Origin of the sequence: Pseudomonas sp. BN515 (assembly GCF_029873155.1) — a bacterium.
In the GTDB taxonomy this organism is placed as follows: Bacteria; Pseudomonadota; Gammaproteobacteria; order Pseudomonadales; family Pseudomonadaceae; genus Metapseudomonas.
This window is the reverse complement of the sequence record NZ_SSOH01000092.1, coordinates 185,587-207,271: the sequence shown is the minus strand read 5'-3', so window position 1 is coordinate 207,271 and position 21,685 is coordinate 185,587. Positions and strand designations below refer to the sequence as shown.

At 64.0% G+C, this 21,685-nt stretch carries 22 protein-coding genes; 9 read left to right on the top strand and 13 right to left on the bottom strand.

Annotation, left to right across the window (positions count from 1 at the left end):
* Window positions 1-34 precede the first annotated feature (34 nt).
* Complete coding sequence (locus tag E8E91_RS26585) at window positions 35-1,570, bottom strand: serine/threonine-protein kinase (RefSeq protein ID WP_280380029.1); 1,536 nt, start codon at window positions 1,568-1,570, stop codon at window positions 35-37.
* Window positions 1,571-1,574: 4 nt separating this feature from the next.
* Window positions 1,575-2,342, bottom strand: coding sequence for a protein phosphatase 2C domain-containing protein (locus E8E91_RS26580; protein WP_280380028.1), 768 nt, complete (start codon window positions 2,340-2,342; stop codon window positions 1,575-1,577).
* A 250-nt stretch (window positions 2,343-2,592) separates the two neighbouring features.
* Between E8E91_RS26580 and E8E91_RS26575 the strand changes: the two genes are divergently transcribed.
* Window positions 2,593-2,724 carry a hypothetical protein gene (locus E8E91_RS26575; protein ID WP_263399190.1) on the top strand — a complete coding sequence of 44 codons (132 nt, stop codon included), beginning with the start codon at window positions 2,593-2,595 and terminating at the stop codon, window positions 2,722-2,724.
* A gap of 48 nt (window positions 2,725-2,772) precedes the next feature.
* Here the strand turns inward: E8E91_RS26575 and E8E91_RS26570 are convergent, their stop codons facing one another.
* A complete protein-coding gene (locus tag E8E91_RS26570; RefSeq protein ID WP_280380026.1) occupies window positions 2,773-3,645 on the bottom strand; it encodes a universal stress protein in 873 nt (290 codons plus the stop codon).
* Window positions 3,646-3,907: 262 nt separating this feature from the next.
* On the bottom strand, window positions 3,908-4,666 hold the full coding sequence (locus E8E91_RS26565) for an SDR family oxidoreductase (protein WP_190832784.1): 759 nt from the start codon (window positions 4,664-4,666) through the stop codon (window positions 3,908-3,910).
* 130 nt (window positions 4,667-4,796) lie between these two features.
* Between E8E91_RS26565 and E8E91_RS26560 the strand changes: the two genes are divergently transcribed.
* Window positions 4,797-5,711 (top strand): LysR family transcriptional regulator, encoded by a 915-nt coding sequence (locus tag E8E91_RS26560; RefSeq protein ID WP_280380024.1) that lies wholly within the window; start codon window positions 4,797-4,799, stop codon window positions 5,709-5,711.
* Here E8E91_RS26560 and E8E91_RS26555 read toward each other — a convergent pair.
* Window positions 5,699-6,772: a GGDEF domain-containing protein gene (locus E8E91_RS26555; RefSeq protein ID WP_280380022.1), complete on the bottom strand. Its 1,074-nt coding sequence runs from the start codon at window positions 6,770-6,772 to the stop codon at window positions 5,699-5,701. The two genes, E8E91_RS26560 and E8E91_RS26555, sit on opposite strands and share 13 nt — an antisense overlap.
* Before the next feature lie 429 nt (window positions 6,773-7,201).
* Between E8E91_RS26555 and E8E91_RS26550 the strand changes: the two genes are divergently transcribed.
* The 3 genes from E8E91_RS26550 to E8E91_RS26540 all read left to right on the top strand — a co-directional run bounded on the left by E8E91_RS26550 (window position 7,202) and on the right by E8E91_RS26540 (window position 8,426).
* Window positions 7,202-7,411, top strand: a complete 210-nt coding sequence (locus tag E8E91_RS26550) for a cold-shock protein (RefSeq protein WP_120652128.1) — start codon at window positions 7,202-7,204, stop codon at window positions 7,409-7,411.
* A gap of 92 nt (window positions 7,412-7,503) precedes the next feature.
* A complete protein-coding gene (locus E8E91_RS26545) occupies window positions 7,504-7,683 on the top strand; it encodes a hypothetical protein (protein ID WP_028626729.1) in 180 nt (59 codons plus the stop codon).
* Between the two features lie 188 nt (window positions 7,684-7,871).
* Window positions 7,872-8,426 carry a magnesium transporter gene (locus tag E8E91_RS26540; RefSeq protein ID WP_280363120.1) on the top strand — a complete coding sequence of 185 codons (555 nt, stop codon included), beginning with the start codon at window positions 7,872-7,874 and terminating at the stop codon, window positions 8,424-8,426.
* A gap of 46 nt (window positions 8,427-8,472) precedes the next feature.
* On the opposite strand, the gene E8E91_RS26535 is transcribed toward E8E91_RS26540, so the two are convergent.
* Window positions 8,473-9,411 (bottom strand): LysR substrate-binding domain-containing protein, encoded by a 939-nt coding sequence (locus E8E91_RS26535; RefSeq protein ID WP_280380021.1) that lies wholly within the window; start codon window positions 9,409-9,411, stop codon window positions 8,473-8,475.
* Between the two features lie 127 nt (window positions 9,412-9,538).
* Between E8E91_RS26535 and E8E91_RS26530 the strand changes: the two genes are divergently transcribed.
* On the top strand, window positions 9,539-10,474 hold the full coding sequence (locus tag E8E91_RS26530) for a DMT family transporter (protein WP_280380019.1): 936 nt from the start codon (window positions 9,539-9,541) through the stop codon (window positions 10,472-10,474).
* A gap of 66 nt (window positions 10,475-10,540) precedes the next feature.
* Here E8E91_RS26530 and E8E91_RS26525 read toward each other — a convergent pair whose 3' ends face one another.
* Window positions 10,541-11,452 carry a c-type cytochrome domain-containing protein gene (locus tag E8E91_RS26525; RefSeq protein WP_280380017.1) on the bottom strand — a complete coding sequence of 304 codons (912 nt, stop codon included), beginning with the start codon at window positions 11,450-11,452 and terminating at the stop codon, window positions 10,541-10,543.
* 282 nt (window positions 11,453-11,734) lie between these two features.
* Between E8E91_RS26525 and E8E91_RS26520 the strand changes: the two genes are divergently transcribed.
* Window positions 11,735-12,058, top strand: coding sequence for a hypothetical protein (locus E8E91_RS26520; RefSeq protein ID WP_280380015.1), 324 nt, complete (start codon window positions 11,735-11,737; stop codon window positions 12,056-12,058).
* A 46-nt stretch (window positions 12,059-12,104) separates the two neighbouring features.
* Here E8E91_RS26520 and E8E91_RS26515 read toward each other — a convergent pair whose 3' ends face one another.
* Window positions 12,105-12,365 (bottom strand): DUF3509 domain-containing protein, encoded by a 261-nt coding sequence (locus E8E91_RS26515; RefSeq protein WP_190832800.1) that lies wholly within the window; start codon window positions 12,363-12,365, stop codon window positions 12,105-12,107.
* A 256-nt stretch (window positions 12,366-12,621) separates the two neighbouring features.
* The gene (locus tag E8E91_RS26510; protein WP_280380013.1) at window positions 12,622-13,458 is read right to left on the bottom strand and encodes a S1-like domain-containing RNA-binding protein; all 837 of its coding nucleotides are present in this window, start codon (window positions 13,456-13,458) and stop codon (window positions 12,622-12,624) included.
* Window positions 13,459-13,730: 272 nt separating this feature from the next.
* Here E8E91_RS26510 and E8E91_RS26505 point away from each other — a divergent pair, with 272 nt between their 5' ends.
* On the top strand, window positions 13,731-16,064 hold the full coding sequence (locus E8E91_RS26505; RefSeq protein WP_280380011.1) for an LTA synthase family protein: 2,334 nt from the start codon (window positions 13,731-13,733) through the stop codon (window positions 16,062-16,064).
* Between the two features lie 65 nt (window positions 16,065-16,129).
* Here the strand turns inward: E8E91_RS26505 and E8E91_RS26500 are convergent, their stop codons facing one another.
* Window positions 16,130-17,422, bottom strand: a complete 1,293-nt coding sequence (locus E8E91_RS26500; protein ID WP_280380009.1) for a phospholipase — start codon at window positions 17,420-17,422, stop codon at window positions 16,130-16,132.
* A 171-nt stretch (window positions 17,423-17,593) separates the two neighbouring features.
* The gene (locus E8E91_RS26495; RefSeq protein WP_280380007.1) at window positions 17,594-18,652 is read right to left on the bottom strand and encodes a haloacid dehalogenase-like hydrolase; all 1,059 of its coding nucleotides are present in this window, start codon (window positions 18,650-18,652) and stop codon (window positions 17,594-17,596) included.
* A 221-nt stretch (window positions 18,653-18,873) separates the two neighbouring features.
* Between E8E91_RS26495 and E8E91_RS26490 the strand changes: the two genes are divergently transcribed.
* Window positions 18,874-19,851 carry a zinc-dependent alcohol dehydrogenase family protein gene (locus tag E8E91_RS26490; RefSeq protein WP_280380005.1) on the top strand — a complete coding sequence of 326 codons (978 nt, stop codon included), beginning with the start codon at window positions 18,874-18,876 and terminating at the stop codon, window positions 19,849-19,851.
* A gap of 130 nt (window positions 19,852-19,981) precedes the next feature.
* On the opposite strand, the gene E8E91_RS26485 is transcribed toward E8E91_RS26490, so the two are convergent.
* Window positions 19,982-20,269: a DUF1294 domain-containing protein gene (locus tag E8E91_RS26485; protein ID WP_263399191.1), complete on the bottom strand. Its 288-nt coding sequence runs from the start codon at window positions 20,267-20,269 to the stop codon at window positions 19,982-19,984.
* A 3-nt stretch (window positions 20,270-20,272) separates the two neighbouring features.
* Window positions 20,273-21,604, bottom strand: a complete 1,332-nt coding sequence (locus E8E91_RS26480; protein WP_280380003.1) for a DEAD/DEAH box helicase — start codon at window positions 21,602-21,604, stop codon at window positions 20,273-20,275.
* Between the last annotated feature and the right edge of the window lie 81 nt (window positions 21,605-21,685).

The window sequence follows — 21,685 nt, the reverse complement described above, 5'->3', positions numbered from 1 at the left end:
GTGCCTGCAACTTTGACCTTGCTGGAGTTGGCAGTTAATTGAAGAGGCGGTTCCAGAATTTCTTGATGGGGTTGCTCTCTTCCTGCTGCCTGGCCTGCTGTTGCGGCCTGGCCTGCCGGGTCGTAGTGGCACGCGTGGCCTTTTTCACCCGCTGCTCGTGGACGGCACGGAGCTCAAGCAGGGTCGGGTTCGTCGGCGCCACCTGCAGGCCAGCGTCGATGTACTCCAGCGCCAGGGCGAACTCGCGACGGCCGTATGCCGCTTCACTGTGCTCGACGAAGCGCTGCGCCACCCTTTCCAGCCCAGCCAGAGCCTGCTCGTTCCCCGGCGCCAGGGTGAGCACCTGCTGGAAATAGAACACCGCGTTGTCCTGGTCCGGCTGCAGCAGGTTGTCCTCGGCCAGGCGCTGTTCGGCCAGCGCGAGGATATTGGCAACGCGCGCGGCAAGCACCCGCTGCAGGCCGTCGCCAGCCTGGGCGTTGTCGTTGTCCAGGCGCAGCACCTCGTGGAAATAGAAGTCGGCATTGTCCGCCGCCGGCTCCACCAGCTTGCCTTCGACCAGGCGCTGCTCGCCCAGCTCCAGCAGGTCGGCGATCTTCATCCGCAACACGACGTAATAGCCACCACCGGCGGAAGCCACCAGCAGCATCAGGCCGGCCAAGCCCCAGAGCAGGCCACGCAAGCGGCTCGGGGCCGCCGTTTTCGCCTTCGACTTCAGCTTCGCCCCGTCCACCAGCGCGACCGGCGCGATGCGGGTGAAGTCGAGATCGAGGTCGCTCAGCTCGGTCAGGCTCTCCAGCAGCACGCGGCAATCGGCGAAGCGCTCGTCCGGCTCCTTGGCCAGCATGCGATCGATCACATGCTGATAATCGGACAGGCCGCGGCGCAGCAGCGGCGGGTCCATCTGCACGTGGTTGAGCACAGTTTCGGCGTAGTTGGCGCCACGGTAGGGGTTCTCGCCGGTCAGCAGCTCCAGCAGGATCACGCCCAGGCTGTAGATGTCGCTGCGCGCATCCAGCGGCTGGCACTGAGCCTGTTCGGGGCTGCTGTACGCCGGGCTGCCGACGGCGACGTTGAACTGGGTCAGTTCGGTGTCCAGTTCCAGGTCCTTGGCGATGCCAAAGTCAGTGAGCACCGCCGTGCCATCGTCGCGGAAGAGGATGTTGGCCGGTTTGATGTCGCGGTGTACCAGCCCCTTGTCGTGCACCACCGCCAGGGCTCCGGCGATCTGCCGGACAATGCGCAGCGCCTCCAGGGGCTCCAGCACCTGCCCTTTGTAGCGGCCGAGGTCGCCACCGGAGAGGAACTCCATGGCGAGATAGGGCCGGCCGTCGGGCAGGCGGTCGATGTCGTGGATGGTGACGATGGACGGATGGCGCAGGGACGCGAGCATTCGCGCTTCCCTGAAGAAGCGGTCGATGAAGGCTTCGTCGTCCAGCCTGTCCAGCACCTTCACCGCCACCTTGCGGTTGAGGGATTCCTGGGTGGCGAGGTAAACCTCGGCCATCCCGCCCTTGCCCAGGCGTCCGTGCACGAGGTAGCCGGGGATATCGAGAAGATTGTCGGTCATGGGTTCAGGGTCTACGGGATTTGAGCAACCGGCTCAGGAACGAATTGGACCTTTGTGCCACCGAAGAGGTTTCCGGCGACACGAGGCCGATGACGATACAGGAGATATTGTCCCGACCGCCGGCATCGCAGGCTTGCTGCAGCAAGCGCGTTACCAGCTCGTCGAGGGTGTCGGCGCCGGCGCACTGGGTCTGGATCTGTCCATCCTCCAGTTCGCCGCTGAGGCCGTCGCTGCAGAGCAACAACAGCTCGCCGGGGGCCAGCCGGCCCTGCATGTGGCCGACATCCAGGGCTTGGTGTTCCTGGCCGAGGCACTGGGTCACCACGTTGCGCTGGGGATGGCGGCGCGCCTGCTTCGGGCTCAATTGGCCGGCATCTATTAGTGCTTGCACCAGGCTGTGGTCGTGGCTCAGGCGGGCGATGTCGCCAGCGCTCACCCGATAGGCGCGGCTATCGCCGGCCCAGGCCAGGTCGAATGCCGCCCCGTCGAACCTCACCGCGACCAGGGTCGTGCCCATGCCGGAACCCGACGCCGCCGCGATCACCGCTTCGTGGGCCGCCTGCACGGCACTGTCGAGGCCCTGCCCGGCCGCCACAGCCTCGCGCAGGGTTGCTACCGCCACCGCGCTGGCCACTTCGCCGCGCAGGTGGCCACCCATACCGTCGGCCACAGCCCAAAGCCCCAGCTCGGGGGCGCAGAGCAGCGCATCTTCGTTGTGTTCACGCACGCAACCGGTAATTGACTGCGCGGCGTATCCCAGGAGCTCGGACATGGGGTTCCTACTTCAGTCCAGCGATGACCTTGCATGATGCGGCGACCACCCGGCGCTGTCACTGCCTGGCGCATGAAGTGTTAAGCAGTCGAGGAATTGCCCGGCCGTGCGACCAGCCGCAGTGGGGCTATGCTGAGTGCATCGGATTCGCAAACCACAGGCTCGTGCAGCCCAGGAGGTGGTAATGGCCATTGAGCGCTTCAAGGCAGGGATGCGCTGACCCATTCACCCTCTCGCGGAGGTCACCGCCATGAGCAAAGGTCTCGATTCAAAACGCGAGGCGAAGAAAAAGCCTCAGAAAACCCTCCAGGAAAAACGCATGGCCAAGCGCAGCAAGAAATCCGGCGCTGGCCTGCTCGGCAGCCATGCACCGAATCCTTGAGACGCCCGGTAACATGAAAACGCCCTCCTAGACGGAGGGCGTTGTCTTTCAGGCCGCGCGATGGCCGCTGGGCACCACGTCATCCAGCGATGCAGCGTTCGGCTTGAGCACCAGCAGATCGCCTTCCAGGCGATCGAGCACGGCTTCGACCGTATTGCCCACCAGCGCACCGACCACTCCCTGACGGGCGACCGTGCCCAGCACAGTCAGTGCCGCCTCGAACTCGTGGGCGACCCGCGGAATCAGGTCCCTGGCCGGCCCTTCGCCGACGTGCAGGCGATGCTCGGGCAGCTCGTATTCCTCCATGAACCAGCGGCATTGCTCCTGGCAATGACGCGCGGCGACCTGGCCAAAGGTCTGCTCCGGGTCGGCCTGGGGCAAACGCGTGGAGGAATAGGCGCTGACCACATGGAGATCGGCTTCAAACAGGTCGCAGAGGAAGTTGGCGTACTCGATCACGCTGCCTTGCAGCGCCACGTGCGCCTCGTCCTGGTGCTCGACGTCCATGCCGGCGAGGATGGTGCCGCCTTCCCAGGTCAGGCTGCTGCGGATCAGGAACAGTGGCGTGGGCACCTGCCGCAGCAGCTGCCAGTCGTCGGGGGTCATCAATAGCTGGCTCAACCGCCCGGACGGACGGTGCTGCTTGATCACCAGGTCGCATTCCTGGGACCGGCAGACCTCCAGGACCTGACTGCTGGCCCGTTCGAAAGCCACCCGCGCCACTTCGCCACGGGCACGCACACCCGCCCGCAGCAAGCCGACCAGGTACTGATCGAGCAGCCCGGAAGAGCCATCGTTCGGGTCACAAAGCAACAGGTAAAGGTTAGCGCCGAGCTTCTGAGCGAGTTGCAGCCCCCGTTCAAGGGCCGGGGAGCCAGGTTCGGCGGGAATGACGACGAGGATCTTCGCGATCGAGCGCATGGCAATCGTCCTCCTTTGCTGAAATGCGATTGCGGGCGGGCCCTTCTTGTTTTAACGCGGCACAGGTCCCCAGCCGTCGGGGGACGCGTGCCTTCGGAAAAATGGGATCAGGCAAGGAGTATGGCCACCAGGCTGGCCTGGGCAAGGCAGGTCATCGCACGGTAAAGCCCGATTGGTGCTAAGCCGCGCTACTGATGGAATAAAGGCGCATGGCACGCCCCGGGCCGCATCCGGGCTTGCCGGCCATCCCTGGCCAGCAGCGTTACAGGAACATCCCGCCCGACGCTTCCACGCGCTGGCCGTTGATCCAGCGACCGGCATCGGAGAGCAACATGGCCACCGCGGCGCCGATGTCTTCCGGCAGGCCGACGCGCCCCAGTGCGGTGTTGCTGGCGATGAAGGCATTGACCTGGGAGTTGTCACGCACCACCCCACCACCGAAATCGGTCTCGATGGCGCCGGGTGCCAGCACGTTCACCGAAATTCCCCGCGCGCCCAGCTCCTTGGCCTGGTAGCGGGTCAGCACTTCGATGCCGCCCTTCATCGCCGCGTAGGCGGCATAGCCCGGCAGGGCGAAGCGGGCCAGGCCTGTGGAAATGTTGAGAATGCGGCCGCCATCGGCGATCAGCGGCAGCAGTTTCTGGGTGAGGAAGAACGGCCCCTTGAGCTGGACGTTCACCAGTTGGTCGAACTGCTCTTCGGTGGTTTCGGCGAAGCTCGCGTGGATGCCGATGCCGGCGTTGTTCACCAGGAAGTCGAAGCTGTCGCGGCCGAACTCGTTCTTGAGCAGGCGCGCCAGGCTGGCGGCAAAGCCGTCGAAGGTGGCGCTCTTGCTCACATCCAGCTGCAGCATGGCGGCGTGACCGCCGAGGTCCATGATCTCGCGGCTGAGGGATTCGGCGTCCTCCAGCTTGCTGTGGTAGGTGCCGATGATGTCGATGCCCTGGGCCGCCAGGTGCTGCGCCATGCTTTTGCCGAGGCCGCGGCTGGCGCCGGTGATGAGTGCGATCTTGCGGGTCATTGCTGTGCTCCTGGATGCAGTGGGTGGGGAGTGGTGAGGAGCTTATTGTCCGGTTCATATGCGATAAATATGCTGATCTCGGAAGCACTGATCGGCTCAATCGAACAATCCGGAGGGAGGCGCCACACGGATGAACAAGCTGGAGCTACTGAAAACCTTCGTACGGGTGAGCGAGCTGTCAAGTTTCACGCAGGCCGCCGACAGCCTCGGCCTGCCCCGCTCCACCGTGTCCGACCAGATACAAGCCCTGGAAGACCTGCTGGGCGCGCGATTGCTGCAACGCACCACGCGACGGGTGCAGGCGACCCAGGACGGCCTGCTGTTCTACGAGCGCAGCCGCGAACTGCTGGCACAGATGGACGAGCTGGAAGGTCTGTTCCGCGAAGACGCTACCGCCTTGGCTGGCCGCATCCGCGTGGACATGCCCACCGTGCTCGCTCGCAAGGTGGTGATGCCACGCCTGGCTGAGTTCACCGGTCGGCATCCGGGTGTGGAAATGGAAGTCAGCAGCACCGACCGTCGGGTGGACCTGGTGCGTGAGGGCTTCGACCTGGTGCTGCGGGTGGGACCGGTGCTGGACACCTCTCTGGTGGCGCGCTCCCTGGGCGGCTTTCCGATGGTCAACGTCGCCAGCCGCGACTACCTCGCGGACCATGGCGTGCCGCGCACGCTGGAGGACCTCAGCCGGCACCGGCTGGTGCACTACGTGCCGGTGCTGGGCAGCCGGCCGGCGGGGTTCGAATACCTGGCCGGCGACAAGGTGCATTTCCTGCCCATGGCCGGCAGCGTGGCGGTGAACAACGCCGAGGCCTACAGCGCTGCCTGCCTCGGCGGGCTCGGGCTGATCCAGGTGCCGCTGCATGGCGTGCGCGAGTACCTGCAGAGTGGCGAATTGGTAGCGCTGCTGCCGAACTTCCAGGCACCGCCGCTGGAAGCCACCTTGCTCTATGCCCACCGACGTCTGCCCCGGCGCGTGCGGGCCTTCATGGATTGGCTGGAACAGGTGGTACGGGAACAGGCCGCGCCCTGGCCTCAGGGCGCGTAGGTGCAGCGGTCGCGCCCATTGTGCTTGGACTCGTAGAGCGCCTGATCGGCCTTGATCAGCGCCTGGTTGATGCTGTCGCCATCGGCCAGCCTGGCAAGCCCGACGCTAATGGTGGCGGGATGCGCAGAGGGTGTATCACGCACCGCGTGCAGCAACCTGTCCATGGATTTCCAGGCTTCTTCCGGCGACAGCTCCCAGAGATAGACACCGAACTCTTCACCGCCCAGGCGGGCGAACTCGAACCCGCCCATCGCATCGCGGATGTTCCCGGCGACGCGCTGCAGCACTTCGTCGCCGATGTCATGGCCGAAGCTGTCGTTGATCCTCTTGAAAAAGTCGATATCCACCATGGCCAGGTAACGACGCTGACCGGGTGCGGACTTCTCCAGGCGCGCAGCGGTGCGGGTCATGAAGGCGCGGCGGTTGGGGATCTGGGTCAACGCATCGATATAGGCCTGCTCCATCAGCAGCTTGGCCATCAGGTAGTTGTGCAGCTTGCCCTGGCGCAGACGCAGATGGGTGTAGACGGTCAGGGTGGAGAAGACGAGCGCATAGAACAGGATCAGCGTGCCCTTGAGCTCCAGCACCGGGACGTCGTGGAAGAAGGGATTGAGCAGCGCCCAACTCAGCACCAGCACGGCGAAGAAACTGAAGTTGCTCTGCGGCAGTACCGAGGCAAGGAAGATGATGCTGGAGGCGGTGAGCGTCAGCCAGAGCGGCTGGAGATCAAGCGGGATGCCGTCGATCACCAGCCGTGCGCCCAGGCAGTAGACCATTACGAAGGCGAGATTAAGCAGATAGAAATGCCCCGCCTTGCGAATAAAGGGCACACAGCAGGTCAAGCCACCGAGCAGCGCCAGGAAGTAGATGGACCTGATGGTGAAGCCCTGCCCTCCCTCGAAGCTCACCACCAGGTCGAAGAGAAACCAGAGCGCGATGCTGAGGCTGAACACCAGCATGCAGAAAGTGCGCAATCGCTCGAAGTCGTATTGCAGGAACTCCACCCTGAGTTCGGCGGTGACGGCCAGACGGGACAGCTGGGATTCGACGGTGCGGAACATGAGGCCCTCCAGTGGCGACTCAAGGAGCCTAGTTCACCCGTTGCAGGGGCGAATTCATTCGCGATTGAAATCGCCCCCACAGATCCAACAGCTGTAGGGTGCGCCGCGTGTTCAGCCGGTGGACATAGGTAACGGGTGTCGGTACCAGCAAATGGTTCCGCGCCCCTTGCGAGCGATGATCCACTGGTCGGACAGTCGTTGCATGGGGCTTGCAATGGCGCTTTGGCGGGGTGAACTGACGGCCGGCGAATAAAAGGTTAGGCATTCCTCGAAAGCACAGGTATTGTGTCGAGCGCTGTGATGCATGTGTCACCGGGAAACGGTCTGTACTTTAGCGGTCCCCTCTTCATCGGTTGCCGACTATCTGCACTCAGTGACAGGCTGGAACGATCCAGCCCAGCAATAATTCAGTTTCTAGGAGACATTCAAATGTCCGAGCGCCAAACCGGTACCGTCAAGTGGTTCAACGATGAAAAGGGCTTCGGCTTCATTACCACCGATAACGGCCCGGATCTGTTCGTTCACTACCGTTCCATCCAAAGCGCCGGCTTCAAGAGCCTGAAGGAAGGCCAGAAGGTCTCCTTCATCGCCGTGCAGGGCCAAAAAGGCATGCAGGCCGACGAAGTGCAAGTGCTGTAAGCACGAGCCGAAAAAGAACCGGCCTTCGGGCCGGTTTTTTTTTCAGTGGTTTTAAATGGCCCCACCCGGCCACTACGTACAGAGAAAGTGAAATGCGCATCAAGACTTCCCACAGCAGCACCCCCAAGCCGCCGGCAGCCACCACCAGCAGCGAAGCCCTGGAAGCTCAGATTGCCGCCTTCCTGAACAAGGGTGGCGAGATCCAGGAGATCGCCAAGGGCGTGAGCGCCCAGGTCGCGCCGAGCCGCCACATCCGCATCGGCAACAAGTAAGACCTTCCTGGCGCCAACGGGCGGTCAGGCACGCGACCTGACGCCCGGCGCCAACGCTCCGTCCTGCCGATGGGCGGATGCCGCTTGCCACAGGGCCCACCACGCTAAACTTCCATTCAGGCCGCCAGCGGCCGGAACTGGGGGTAATGGCCGGAGGGGCCCGGCGCCAGCCAGATGGGAGGTGTCCCATGCAGCGGCACTACTACATCAGCGACAACCTCAAAGACCTGGAAAGGGTCGAAGACGAGCTCGAAGCCCAGGGCATCGATCATGAGCAGATCCACGTGCTCAGCGAACGCGATGCCGACGTCGAGCACTACCAACTCCACGACGTGTCCTCCGTGATGAAGCTCGATATGGTCCATTCCGGCCTGATCGGCGTCGGCATTGGCATCGCCCTGGCGGCGCTGGTGATGCTGGTGGCCTGGTTCAGTGGCTGGACCGGCACGGCCGCCGGCTGGATCCCCTTCATCTTCCTCGCCATCGCCCTGTTCGGCTTCAGCGTCTGGGAAGGCAGCCTGTTCGGAATCCAGACACCCAATGCCGTGGTGAAGCGTTTCCAGCGCACCCTGGAAGAAGGCAAGCATGTGTTCTTCGTCGATGTGAAACCCGCGCAGGAAGCCATTCTCGCCACTGTCGTCAGCCACCACCCGATGCTCAGGACCGCTGGCACCGGACAAGCCACGCCGGACTGGGCAGAAGGCCTGCAACACCGCCTGCATCAGTGGCGCAAGATGATGTGATCCACGCCTGCGGCGGCGGATGCAACGCCTGGCGTCATCCGCCGCTTCAACCCGCTTTCACCGCTCCCTGATCCGACATTGTGCTGGCGCGGGCTTCGGCCAGCAGCCAGTCGATCAGCCTGCGCACTTTCTCTGCCGGGGGCGACCTGCGGCTCCAGGCCAGCCGGTAGGCCCAGGGTGTCGACAGGCGGCAACCCTCGCCGAAAGGCAGCACCAGCCGGCCATTGGCGATGTCGTCAAAAGCCAGGGCCGTGGAACCCAGAGCGAAACCCTGTCCACTCACCGCCCCCTGGATGGCGTGGCCGATCAGGCCGAAGCGCATCCCCCCCTTCACCGGCCCTGGCTCGCCCACAAAGGTGGTGAACCAGTCTTCCCAGCTCGGCAGATGCAAGTTGCCGGTGTTCTTCCAGTGGGTGTGGATAAGCCGGGCGCCGAGCAAGTCCCGCGGTTCGCGCACCGCGCCGTACTGCTCCAGGTAGGCGGGGCTGCATACCGGAAAGAACTCTTCGACGAACAGCAACTCGCTGGCCGGCATGGGCGCGTCGGTGGTGGTGAAGCGAATGGCCAGGGTCGCCTCGCCGCGCTCAAGGTCCACCAACTGCTCGGTGGCTTCCAGGCTGAGGGTGATGTCCGGGTTGCAGGCGGAGAACTGGTTGAGCCGGCGCATCAGCCAGTGGCTGGCGATGGACGGGGCACAGGTGATGTGGATCGGCCCTTCGTCCTGTCCACGCAATTCATCGGCGCCCCGCTCCAGCAGCTCGAAGGCCTGGGCAACGGTGGCGGCCAGGCGGCGTCCGTTGTCGTTCAGGGTGACGGTGTTGCGCGTGCGGTCGAACAGGCTCACGCCCAGTTCAGCTTCCAGCAGGCGGATCTGCCGGCTCACCGCTCCCGGCGTCACCGAAAGCTCCTGGGCGGCTTCAGTGAAATTGCGGCTGCGGGCAGCAACCTCGAAGGTACGCAGGGCGATGAGTGAGGGGAGACGCATGGCGGGTTCGCTTTGAGTTCAAGTCAAAGCATGATGACAAATCATCGTTTGAAAGCAAGCCAGCCGAAGATGATCCTGCAACCCATTGGCGGCGTCTGCCGCGCACCTCTGCCTTGCGAGTCGAACGATGAAACCCTCCCGCCTTCCCCTGGACTGGTTCGCCTGCGGACTGATGTTCGTCCTCTGCATCTGCTGGGGCTTCCAGCAAGTGGCGATCAAGCTGACGCTGGATGACGTGCCCTCCATCCTGCAGCTGGCCATCCGCTCCGGTGGCGCCGCCCTGGTGCTGGGCGCCCTGGTGTTGTGGAAGGAAGGACGCGGCGCCTTCAGCGACGGCACCCTGCTGCCGGGGATCACGGTCGGTACGCTGTTCGCCCTGGAATTCCTGTTCATCGGCGAAGGACTGAATCACACCAGCGCCTCGCACCTGTCGGTATTTCTCTACACCGCCCCCATGTTCGCAGCCCTCGGCCTGCACCTGATGCTGCCCGAGGAGCGCCTCTCGCCCATCCAGTGGCTGGGCGTGCTGGTGGCCTTCGGCGGCATCGCCACGGCCTTCCTCGATCAACCCGCCGGTGCACCCGGCAATGCGTTGCTGGGCGACATCTACGCCCTGTGCGGCGCCCTCGCCTGGGGCGCCACCACCCTGGTGATACGCGGGTCGAAGCTGTCCGAGGCCAACCCGGTGAAGACCCTGTTCTACCAACTGTTCGGCGCCGTCCTGCTGCTCACCGTGGTGGCGTTCAGCACCGGCAAGACCGACATGCAACTGACCCAGAAGGCCGTCATCAGCCTGGCCTTCCAGGTGGTGGTCATCGCCCTGGTGAGCTACCTGGCCTGGTTCTGGCTGCTGCGCCGTTACCTGGCGTCGCGCCTGTCGGTGCTGTCCTTCATGACGCCGCTGTTCGGCGTCACCTTCGGTGTGCTGGTGCTGGGCGAGACCATCGACCCGTCCTTCGCCATCGGCGCAACCCTGGTATTGGGTGGCATCGTGCTGGTCAGCGGTGCCGAGTTGCTGCGCGGCCGCCAGCAACGCAAGGCGCTCGCCCCTTCCGAGGCCTGACCGGGCTCTGCCGGCTTCATGCATCTTCGTGAAAGCGGAGTCAGGGAAGCCTGCCCCGGCCAGTGGTCAGCGCCGACGGATGCGCTCCACCACTATCCGGCCATCCGCGCCCCAACGCCCGCGCACTTCCACGTAGTCCCCGACGCCCGGCGATTTGTCGATGCGGGTGCCAGGGCCTATCGCCAGTGGCACTGAATCCAGCGTCCAGCCTTCCCCCAGCACACCTTGCAACCGTACCCGCGACCCCACGGGGCTGGGCGCCGGCCGGCCTTCGGCATCGCGCGCCCCCTGGTCGATCCAATCGGCGATCAGGCGGACTTCCTCGTCGCTGAGAAAAGGCGGGCCGTCATAGGGCATCTGCGGCTGCGACTGGCCACGTATGCGCCGCACCAGTTCACTGGCGCCGGAGGAGCCCGGCACCACACGCACGCGCTCATGGCGATCGAGAATGGCCCCATAGGAATCCAGCAGCAGACCCTCCGGGGCAGACCCCATCAGGCCGTAGGGGGAATGGCACTTGACGCAGCGACTGGCGAATATCGGCGCCACATGGCTGTAGGTGACCGGCTGGCCAGGGGGCGGGCGTTGCAGCGATGCAGGCGGGACGGTGGCATTAGAGGGACGGCTGCCAGCCTGCAATCCGCCAGCAATCCAACCCTCGAACAAGGCGATTTCGGTATCACTGAGAAAGGGCGGCCCGGTCATCGGCATGCGCGGCTGGCTCTGGCCTTTCAGGCGCCGGATCAACTCGCTGGCGGCGGGATCGCCGGTTTTCACCACCGGCCGGCTGCTGCCCTTGAGCAGTTCATCGAGGCTGGTTAGCCGCAGGCCGAGCGGCGCGGCTTCGCCGGAATGGCACATCACGCAACGGGATTGGAGGATCGGCTGGATGTCGTCGAAGGTCACGTCCTGAGCGAAGGCCGGTGCCGGCGCCAGGAGCAGCAAACAGAGTGTGACCAGCCTCGGCACCTTGCCCATTTCGCCCCCGCTTCAGCGTTGCCCACCCCACCAAGCCTAGTGAAGCAGAGCCGGTGGCGCCGTCGCGCGGAACCCCACTGCGATCCGTCGGTCAGTTTATTCGAGGTTGGCGTGTGCCGGCCCCAAGCCCCGGACTCTATCCAGTCGCCGCTGTAGACCCGGGGCTTTCCCATGCGCGTAAAATTGGAAACGTCCGCATACAGAATCGCCGGACTGGCTTGTTTCCTCTGCGCCTGCCGTAGGCAATGATGGCGCCGCGTGTCGTAACTGGAGAATCACTGCATGAAACCTGTCCCCCGCCTCACCGCCCTGCTGCTCGGCGCCGGCCTGCTGGCCAGCCTCGCCGGCTGCGACCTGGCCGAGGAATCGGCCAACAAGCTGGCGGAGAAAGCCGAGGCGGCCGCCCAGGAGATCGCCCGGGAAGCCATTGGCGAAGCGGTCAACGAATTGAACAAGAAAGTGGACGAAGCCCAGGCTTCAGCCAAGGAATTGCTGGGCGAACCGAAAAAGGACGAAGCCCGCGAGCAGACACCACGCGCGCCGTCGAACAAGAATGAGGGCAAGGAAGAGGACGCCATGCTGCCTCCCTCCGGTATCGAGACCTGATCCCTGGTCATTCCGGCCGCGATGTCCCTGTCGCGGCCTGTCCGCCTCAGGCGCGCAAGTAGCGCGGCAGAGGCTTTCGGTGTAGCACCTTCAGCGAATCCACCGGTGGAACTTCTCCATGCTCCAGCGCCAGGTCGCGCTTGAGCGTGCTGACCAGCCAATCCAGCTGTACCGTCGCCGCCACCACGCGCTGGAAGAATTTCCCATCGCGCTCCAGCGTCAGCACAAAGCCACCATCGGGCCGAGGCTTGGTGCTCAGCTCGTATTCCGGAAAGGCGCTGATCAGCTTGTCAAAATCCAGATCCATGTCTTTCTCTCCCAGAAAAGTGATTGCTCCTGCACCTCGTTTGCAGCGTGCATGCCAGCGCTATGACAACGGAAACGCCAAATAAATCAGTCGTTTGCAAAATTTTTGAACAACTTTTTCCATGCATTGCGCACGATTTCGGGAGTTTGCAGCGTGCAATTTGCAAGACCACTGAAAGGCAAAGCCCCCGGCCTGGGTGTGCGCCGGGCCGGGGGCTTTGTATGCAATGCCGCGCCAGGCGCGGCCTGCAGGGGGATCAGAGCAGTTCGATGCGATCGTCTTCGATGCGGATCAGCCCCTGCTTGTAGAGGCCACCGATGGCCTTCTTGAAATTACCCTTGCTGACGCCGAAACGCTGGCTGATCACTTCAGGTGGGCTCTTGTCGGACAGGTTCAGCATGCCACCTTCGGCACGCAGCGCCGCGATGATCTGCTCGCCCAGACCGCTGACCGCTTCCGCTCCCACGGGCTGCAGGCTCAGGCTGATCTTGCCGTCATCACGGATTTCCTTGATGTAGCCCTTCTCGCGCATGCCACTGCGCACGAACTTGAACATTTCGTTCTTGTGGATCAGGCCCCAGTGCTTGCCGTCGATGATCGCCTTGAAGCCGAGGTCGGTCTTGTCCACCACCAGCAGGTCGACTTCCTGACCCGGCTTGTAGCGCGGCGGGGTCTGGTCCAGGTAGCGGTCCAGCCGGGCGGTAGCGGTGATGCGGCGGGTACGCTTGTCGAGGTAGACGTGCACCACGCAATAGTCGCCGACCTGCAGCGGGCGCTTCTCCTCCGAATGCGGCAGCAGCAGGTCCTTGGGCAGGCCCCAGTCGAGGAACAGGCCGATGCGGTTGATCTCCACGACCTTGAGGCTGGCGAAGCCGCCGACCTGGACCTTGGGCTTGAGCGTGGTGGCCACCGGACGGTCTTCGCTGTCCAGATAAAGGAAGACATTCAGCCAGTCGCCCACTTCGGTGGGCTGGTCCTTGGGCACATAGCGCCTGGGCAGGAGGATTTCGCCATCCGGGCCGCCATCCAGGTACAGACCGAACTCGGTGTGCTTGGCCACCTGAAGTGAATTGAAACGCCCGAAAAGTGCCATCTTCGCTACCTCTGAAATTCGAAGCGGCATTCTACCTGCTGGCCGGCCGGCGAACCACGAGCGCCGGGCATCCGGTGCCGGTATCACGATGGCCGTCAAACGCGCCTTTCATCGCCAGACAAGCCGCACAAGCCCGCGTGAATTTTCATTCTGCAAAACTGTCTACTGGTCGCTAGCACAACGATGTTTCAGAATCATGTCGTCGTACGCGCGACCTACATGTATTCCGGCATCACCCGACGGATTCTCACTGTCCCATCTCAGGAGTTCCTGTGCGCTCATCCAGCCGCTGGCTGTCGCAAACCCTATCGCTGGCAACACTCGGCGTGCTGTTCCTGGTGATTCCCCTCGCCAGCCGCTACTGGCTGGGCTGGTCCAACCCCTTCGGCTACCTCTCCGACCTCGCTTTCGGCAGTTTCCTGATCGTGCTGCTCTACGGCCGCTCGCTGTGGCTGGCTTTGCCGCTGATGCTGCTCTGGAGCACGATGATCCTCGGCAATGCCGAACTGGTGGGCGCCGTCGGCCGCATGCCAGAGCCGAGTGACCTCAAGTACCTGCTCGACCCGCAATTCGTCAGTCATTCCACCCAGGGCGGCGGCATCACCCATCCGTACCTGGGTCTGGCGCTGGGTGCCAGCGTCCTGGCCTGCCTGCTGTGCTGGCGGCGCCGACACGATCCGCTGAACTGGAAATGGTTCGCCACGCCGGCCGCGCTGCTGACCGGGTACGTCACCCTGCAATCGGTGCAGCCCAGCGATGCCGACCAGTGGAAGCAGTTCAACCTGCCCCACAAGCTGATGGCCAGTGCCGCGAGCAGCGGCCAGCTGGCGGTCGAAGACTGGCTCGACGGCGACCAGCCGGAGGTTCCGCCGGACATCGCCGGCCTGGCGCAACTGGACCTCAACGGCACGCCCCTGCTCGCCGGCCCCGGCCGTGCACGCAACGTCCTGGTGATTACCCTGGAAGGCATCCCTGGCGCCTACATCGCCGCCAACCGCGCCGCGATCAACAGCAGTTACCAGGATTCGCTGATGCCCAAGCTCAGCGCCTGGGCCGAGCGCGCCATGACCACGCCGGACTATGTGCTGCACAGCCACCAGACCATCCGCGGCCTGTACGCCATGCTCTGCGGCGACTACAGCAAGCTGGACTCCGGCACGCCCAAGGGACTGGAACTGCTGAACAACCCGGCACGCGCCAAGGCCTGCCTGCCTTCGCAAATGCACCAGCACGGCTTCAGCACCCACTTCCTGCAGGGCGCCGGGCTGCGCTTCATGGCCAAGGACAAGATCATGCCGCAGATGGGCTTCGACAAGACCCAGGGGCGCAACTGGTTCCGCAACAAGGCCTACCTGGAGTTCCCCTGGGGCATGGACGACAAGGCCTTCTTCGAAGGTGCACAGACCTACGTGAAACAACTGCGCCACCAGAAGAAGCCGTGGATGCTCACTCTGCTCACCGTCGGTACCCACCAGCCCTACTCGGCCCCGGTCGACTACCTGATGCGCTACCCGGACTCGAAGAAAGCCGCCATCGCCTACCTGGATGACGCCGTGGACGCCTTCCTCGCCGGCCTGGAAAAACAGGGCGTGCTGAAGGACACCCTGGTGATCGTCACCTCGGACGAATCCCACGGCATCGAGAACGTCCGCCTCGCCTCCGCCTGGGGCTTCAACCTGGTTCTGGCGCCCGAGCAGGCCGCGCTGCCGCCGATCAAGAGTGGTGTATACGGCCATGTCGACCTGACAGCCTCCATCCTCGACTACTTCGGCTACCGCGTGCCGCAGAACCTCTCCGGCCGTTCGCTGTTCCGCGACTATGAAACCGGCCGCGAGATCATGTCCTACACCAACGGCAAGCTGCGCTACCACGATGGCAAGGACACCTTCACTGAATGCGATTTCCGCCAGGTCTGCCGGCGCTACCAGAGCGAGGGATTCATAGCCGACGAAGCCCGCTACCTAGGCAGCTACAGCGGCAAGAAGGCGCGCGTGATCGCCCAGCGCGCATCGCTTCTGGACCAGTCCCTGCAGGGCGGCAGCCTCGGCCAGGAATACCAGTTCGCCACGCGCGATCGCATTCGGCTCAAGGAGAAGGCCCGGGATGACTGGGCGGACAACCTGATCGGTGCCCAGTACATGGAACTGCCGAAGAACAGCCGCACCAGCGTGCAGATGACCATCAAGGTCCTGCGCATGGACAAGAAGGGTGCCCAATTGCGGCTCAAGGCCAAGGAATTCGAGCGTGACGTAGCGCTGCCGATTCCCGAATTGCCGCTGCTCAAGCAGGGCAAGCCGCTGAAGGTCAACTTCGCTTTCGACAACCCCGAAGCGCGCAAGGCGTTCTCTTTCCACCTGCTGGCCGAGGGTCGTGGGGTGATCGAGATCAGCGACTTCCGCGTCACCACCGAACCGCTGCCGCCTGCTGCCGTGGCCGCCGAAGCCAATGCCCAGGTAGCGCAGAAGCGCCCTCTGCACCCCATCACCACGCTCTTCGGCCTGTTGGGCCGGCAGCAGGACGCCCTGGAGAACGAGCTGGAAAATCCGGGCGATGAGCGCGCCGTACTGCCCGAAAGCACCGAGTTGAGGTTGCAGCAGTATCACTAAGCAAAGGGGCGCCGAAATGGCGCCCCTGTTCTACCCACGGTTCCCCACAGGATGAGCAGCGTCCCTCAGGGGAGCGTCGCCCGCGTGGCGTTGCGGCTGTGGGCGCCGAAGTGGCGGATCAGCCGCACCAGCGTCTGGTCCAGCTGAACATCGTCGGGCAACGGCGCAAGCTGGTTGCCCTGGCTGAACCCCATCTGCGTCCGCCCTCCCGCCAGCCAATGGCCGATGCGGGCGTCGAATTCATCGGCGGCATCATAGGACTCCTGGGACACCACGAGGCGCAGCGAGTCGCCGTCGAAGGGCGGATAGTCGGCATCCGTGCGGCTGTCGGCATAGGCCCGCAGGAGCGGGCTGTCGTTACGCCCCTCGCGCAGCAATTTGCGCAACCAGTCGGCCTGGTACTTCTCCACTTCGGTGTGCCGGTTGGCCACCTGCTCGATGGCCGCCAATTTGTCGTTGTCCAGGCCGACAGCGGCCTTCAGCGCGATCCAGATCAGCGCGGGTGTGCCGTGTCCCGGCAGGGCCTTGGCGTGGTAGGGCTGGGTCAGGTCCTGGATGTAATGCAGCCCCCAGCCGAGGAAGCGATAGCCCCAGTAGGGGTGGCCGCTCTCGAAGGCGAAGCGCGCGAGGCCCAGGTACTGGTGGACCCGCACTTCGGGATAGGTACGCGCCAGGTAAGGCGCGGAACGGTAGATGAGCTCGTCCTCGTGGTAGTAACCGATATGGAACTGCGCCTGGGAGGAGTACTCGAAACGTGCATCGCCGAAGGGCTGCGGGCCGAAGTTGTAGCGGGCACCGGCATCGCCCGGATTGTCGCTGAACAGATTGATGTCGTGGCCGTAGTCCGGTTCATCGGCAGCACTGGCAACGATCGCCAGGGCAGGCAGCGTCTCGCCGGGCTGCACCTGGTAGAAGCGCCATTCGCGCCACAGGCTGAGCTTGTGGAACACCAGCACGTCGGAGACATCGAGGGCGGTGTGGCCGCTCCAGTCCATTCCCGGCAGGGCCTGGACGAAGGAGGCCAACTTGATCTCGGGGTTCACCCGCAGCGCCGTCAGGAAGGCCCTGCGGTGGTCACCGCCATGGGTGGGCACCCAGCGCAGCTCATCGGGTCGTTCCGGGTAGCCCGGAAGGTTTTCGCGGAAGAACTCCTCCTGCTCGTCCAGCAACTGCTCCAGAGCCACGCCCTCCTCTTCCAGGAAGGACTCCAGGCTTTCCACCGGAACCGGTTGCGCGTCCCTGATCTGCGGCAGATCCGCCAGCGCCAGTGCGGTACCCAGGGCGTGGTTGGACCAGGCCAGCGCCGCGGATGGCAAGCCGGCAAGGCTCAGGCTGAGGGCGAGTGCCAGGTACTTCATCGATCACTCCATGACGGGGGTTCAGGCAAGGCCCGGCAGGGTAACAGCCACCGCGTGAGGCATCACTGTCCAGCCAGGACAGCCCGACTCACCGATCAAGCCGACAGGAATGACTCTAGTGCATGAAACGAAACGACCGCCCGGAGGCGGTCGTTTTGCGAGGACATGCGGTCACTGAATGTCTTCGGGTACCACCACGATCCAGTTCTTGTCCGCCGTCACCGGGACGCCCTGCTTGGCCTGAGCCTCGGCATTGCGCTTCTGCATGGCGCTGATCTGATCCATGTACTTGGCCTTGCGGTTGATCCACAGATTGATGCCGCCGTTGGCCACATCGGTGCCGTGGAACATCATGTAGCCGTCGCTGATGGGGGTGTCGCCAGCGGCAAGAATTGGCTTCTTCCACTCATCGATGTAGGTGAGGATCGCCGCGTACTTGCCCGACATCCAGGTGGCCGGGGTCCACAGGTAAGGAGTCAGTTCCAGGTCGAGGTTGGCCTTCGGGTCGTACTTGCCATCGGTGATCTGCTTGCGGCTGGTGGTCACGGCACCGGACTTGCGGTCCTTCAGCAGCGTGGTGACGCCGATGACGTTCTCCGGCTTCACGTTGTAGCCGTATTTCGGGTCCGAGGCGACCATCCGCACCAGCTCTTCCAGGGCGGCGGTGATGATGTAGACCTCGATGCCATTCTCGCTGAGCTTGTTCATCAGCTCCTTCTGGCCGGTGAAGATCTTCGGCGGATTGATCTCGATGGTCTTCACTTCGTCCCCTTCGTAATAGGTAGCGGGGACCGGCTTGCCGTAAGCCATCAGCTCGTCGACATAGCCCTTCAGCTCACGCAGCGTGAAACCGGAAAACACCTGGGCGACCCAGGGATAGCAAACCAGGTCGTCCACTTCGCAGAGGCGGTAGTAGTAGCTGTTGAGGCTTTCCTTGTGTCCGTTCACATCCTTGAAGGGGATCAGCTTGAGCGAAGGATCGAGCTTCTCGCGGGTGAGGACGCCCTTCATCTCCAGGAACGGCAGCAAGGATTCTTCCAGGTCGTAGCGATAGCTGGTGTTGTCCATGTCGAATACGGCGAAGTTGCCCTGGTTGGCGTGCTTGGTAATCAGCGCATCCAGTTGCTTCGCGGCCGGCTCCGGCCAGTGCTTGAGCTCAGTCGCGGCCTGGGCGCCAGTGGCCAATCCCAGACACAGTGCAGCGGACATCAACGTCTTGGCGATCTTCATCTTCTTCTTATTCCTTTTGATGGCTTGCGTGAGCATGGCGAAGCTCCGACTCCGGCTTCGCCGCCGAACCTAACAAAGGCTCTGCCCGGGGCCTGCACCAGAACGACCTCCAGCGTTCTCTTAGCGCCAGCCGATCAGCCACGGGAATGGCGGGGGATTCAGTCCCCCTCGGCCGCCTGCGGCTAGACTCAACCTCCCCTCAAGCCGCCAGGAGAAGCGTCATGCTCAAAGCCGAATACCAGACCCGTGGCCCGGTGCCCCAGGACGTGATCGAAGCCGTGGAGTTCGAACTGCCAGCAGTGGCCGCCGGCCAGGCGCTGGTGAAAGTGCTGGCAGCGCCGATCAACCCTTCCGATGTGCTCACCCTGACCGGCGAATACGGCATGCTGCCGCCGCTGCCCGCCATCGGCGGCAATGAAGGCGTGGGTGAAGTGCTGGAAGTAGCCGCCGACGTAACCGGCCTTAAGCCCGGCCAGACCGTGCTGCTGCCAGTGGGTTGCGGCACCTGGCGTACCCACCTGATCGCCGAGGCCAAGCAGCTCATCCCCCTGCCCAGCGCCGATCCGCAGCAACTGGCGATGCTCACCGTCAACCCGCCCACTGCCTATCTGATGCTGCGTGATTTCGTCGACCTGCAGCCGGGCGACTGGGTGATCCAGAACGCCGCCAACTCGGGGGTGGGCAGCTACCTGATCCAACTGGCGAAGATCCGCGGCCTGAAAACCATCAATGTGGTGCGCCGCGACTCGGCGGTGGCGGCCGTGCAGGCCGAAGGCGGTGACGTTGTGCTGGTGGACGGTCCCGACCTGGCCAAGCGCGTACGCGAAGCCACCGGCGGCGCACCGGTGAAGCTGGGCATCGACGCCGTGGGCGGCGCCTCCACCGACCATCTCGCAGCCAGCCTGGCCGAAGGTGGCGTGCTGGTGAACTACGGCCGCATGAGCGGCGAGCCCTGCCAGGTGAATCCGGGTTCCTTCGTGTTCCGCGATGTGACCCTGAAGGGCTTCTGGCTGGCGCGCTGGTTCCGCCAGGCCACGCCGCAACAACAGATGCAATTGTTCGGCGAACTGATCCAGCTGATCGCCAGCGGCAAGCTCAAGGCACGCATCGCCGCCACCTATGACATCAGCCAGATCAAGGAAGCCGTCGCCGCAGCAGCGGGTGGCGAGCGGGATGGAAAGATTGTGCTGGTGCCCTGAGAAGCACCCTCACCCCAGCCCTCTCCCGCAAGCGGGAGAGGGAGCAGTACGTGCCTTACCTGGGCCTCGACGCTTTTCCTGTAGGGGCGAATTCATTCGCCAAGCGGACCGCAGGTCCGCCGTGCTCGCCTCAATGCAACACCCAGTACCCCAGCAAGCCCAGATGCAGGGCCACGATCAGCCAGAACTTCACCTGGTAGGCGACCTTGCGGTTCTTGTGGCGGATGAGTCTCTGGGCCAGCAGGCCACCGGGCCAGCCGCCCAGCAGTTCGTATAAGTGGAGGCGGGACTCAGGAGTGCGTTGCGCCCCGGCCACGGCGAAACGCTTGTCACGCCAATAGGCAACGAAGCAGACCAGGCTCATCACCAGGTAAATGACGAGCAATGCCTGGACTGGCCAGGCAAGGTCGAATGACAAGACTTACTCCGCCGTCGGCTTCTTGCGCTTGAGCGGCGCCAGGCCATCGGTGCTCACCACGCGGGACTCTTCACGCGGCTTGCTCGGCTTGCGCTTGGGCGCGGCGGCCTTGGCCGGGGCCTTCTTGTCGCCTTTCTTGTCGGTCTTTTTCTTCTTGGCGCCAGCGGCCTTGCCGGAAGCCTTGACCTTCTTCGGACCGGTGTAGGTGCCCTTGAGCTCCTTGATGGTCCGGCGTTCGAAGCTCTGCTTCAGGTAGCGCTCGATGCTGGACATCAGGTTCCAGTCGTTATGGCAGATCAGCGAAATCGCCAGGCCTTCGCCACCGGCACGGCCGGTGCGGCCGACACGGTGCACGTACTCGTCGCCAGAGCGCGGCATGTCGAAGTTGATCACCAGGTCCAGGCCTTCGATGTCCAGGCCACGGGCGGCGACATCGGTGGCCACCAGCACCTTCGTACCGCCCTGCTTCACGCGTTCGATGGCCAGCTTGCGGTCCTTCTGGTCCTTGTCGCCGTGGAGCACGAACGCCTTGTAGCCGCCCGCCACCAAGTGCCCGTACAGCCGATCGGCCTGGGCGCGGGTGTTGGTGAAGATGATCGCCTTCTGGTAGGTCTCGTTGGCCAGCAGCCAGCGCGCCAGCTCCTCTTTGTGCTCGGGGTGGTCGGCCGTGATGATCTGCTGGCGGGTGTTTTCGTTGAGCTGATCGACGCTGTTCAGGCGCAGGTGCAGCGGGTCACGCAACACATTGGCGGAAACCTCGCGCAGCGCGGCGCCGCCGGTGGTGGCGGAGAACAGCAGGGTTTGCTGGCGGTTGGCGCAGAGTTCGGTGATGCGCTGCATGTCCTCGGCGAAACCCATGTCGAGCATGCGGTCGGCTTCGTCCAGCACCAGCACTTCCACCTCGCGCAGATCCACGGTGCCAGAGTTCAGGTGCTCGATCAGGCGACCGGGCGTAGCGATCAGCACGTCAGGCAGCTTGCGCAGCATCGCTGCCTGCACCTTGAAGTCTTCCCCACCGGTGACGATGCCGGACTTGATGAAGGTGAACTGGGAAAAGCGCTCCACCTCTTTCAGGGTCTGCTGCGCCAGCTCGCGGGTCGGCAGCAGGATCAGCGAACGGATGCGCTCGCGGGGCTTGGCCTCGCCAATCAGGCGGTTCAGCAGCGGCAGGACGAAGGCGGCGGTCTTGCCGCTACCGGTCTGGGCGGTCACCCGCAGGTCGCGCCCTTCCAGGGCCGGCGGGATGGCCGCCGCCTGCACCGGGGTCGGCTCGACGAATTTGAGTTCGGCAACGGCCTTGAGCAGACGTTCGTGCAGGGCGAATTGGGAAAACACGGGGCTACCTCGGTCAAAAGCGTAAATAGCTGCATAGGTTACCCGGAGTCGGGAGCAAACGCCCGAATTCCGAGTGAGCCA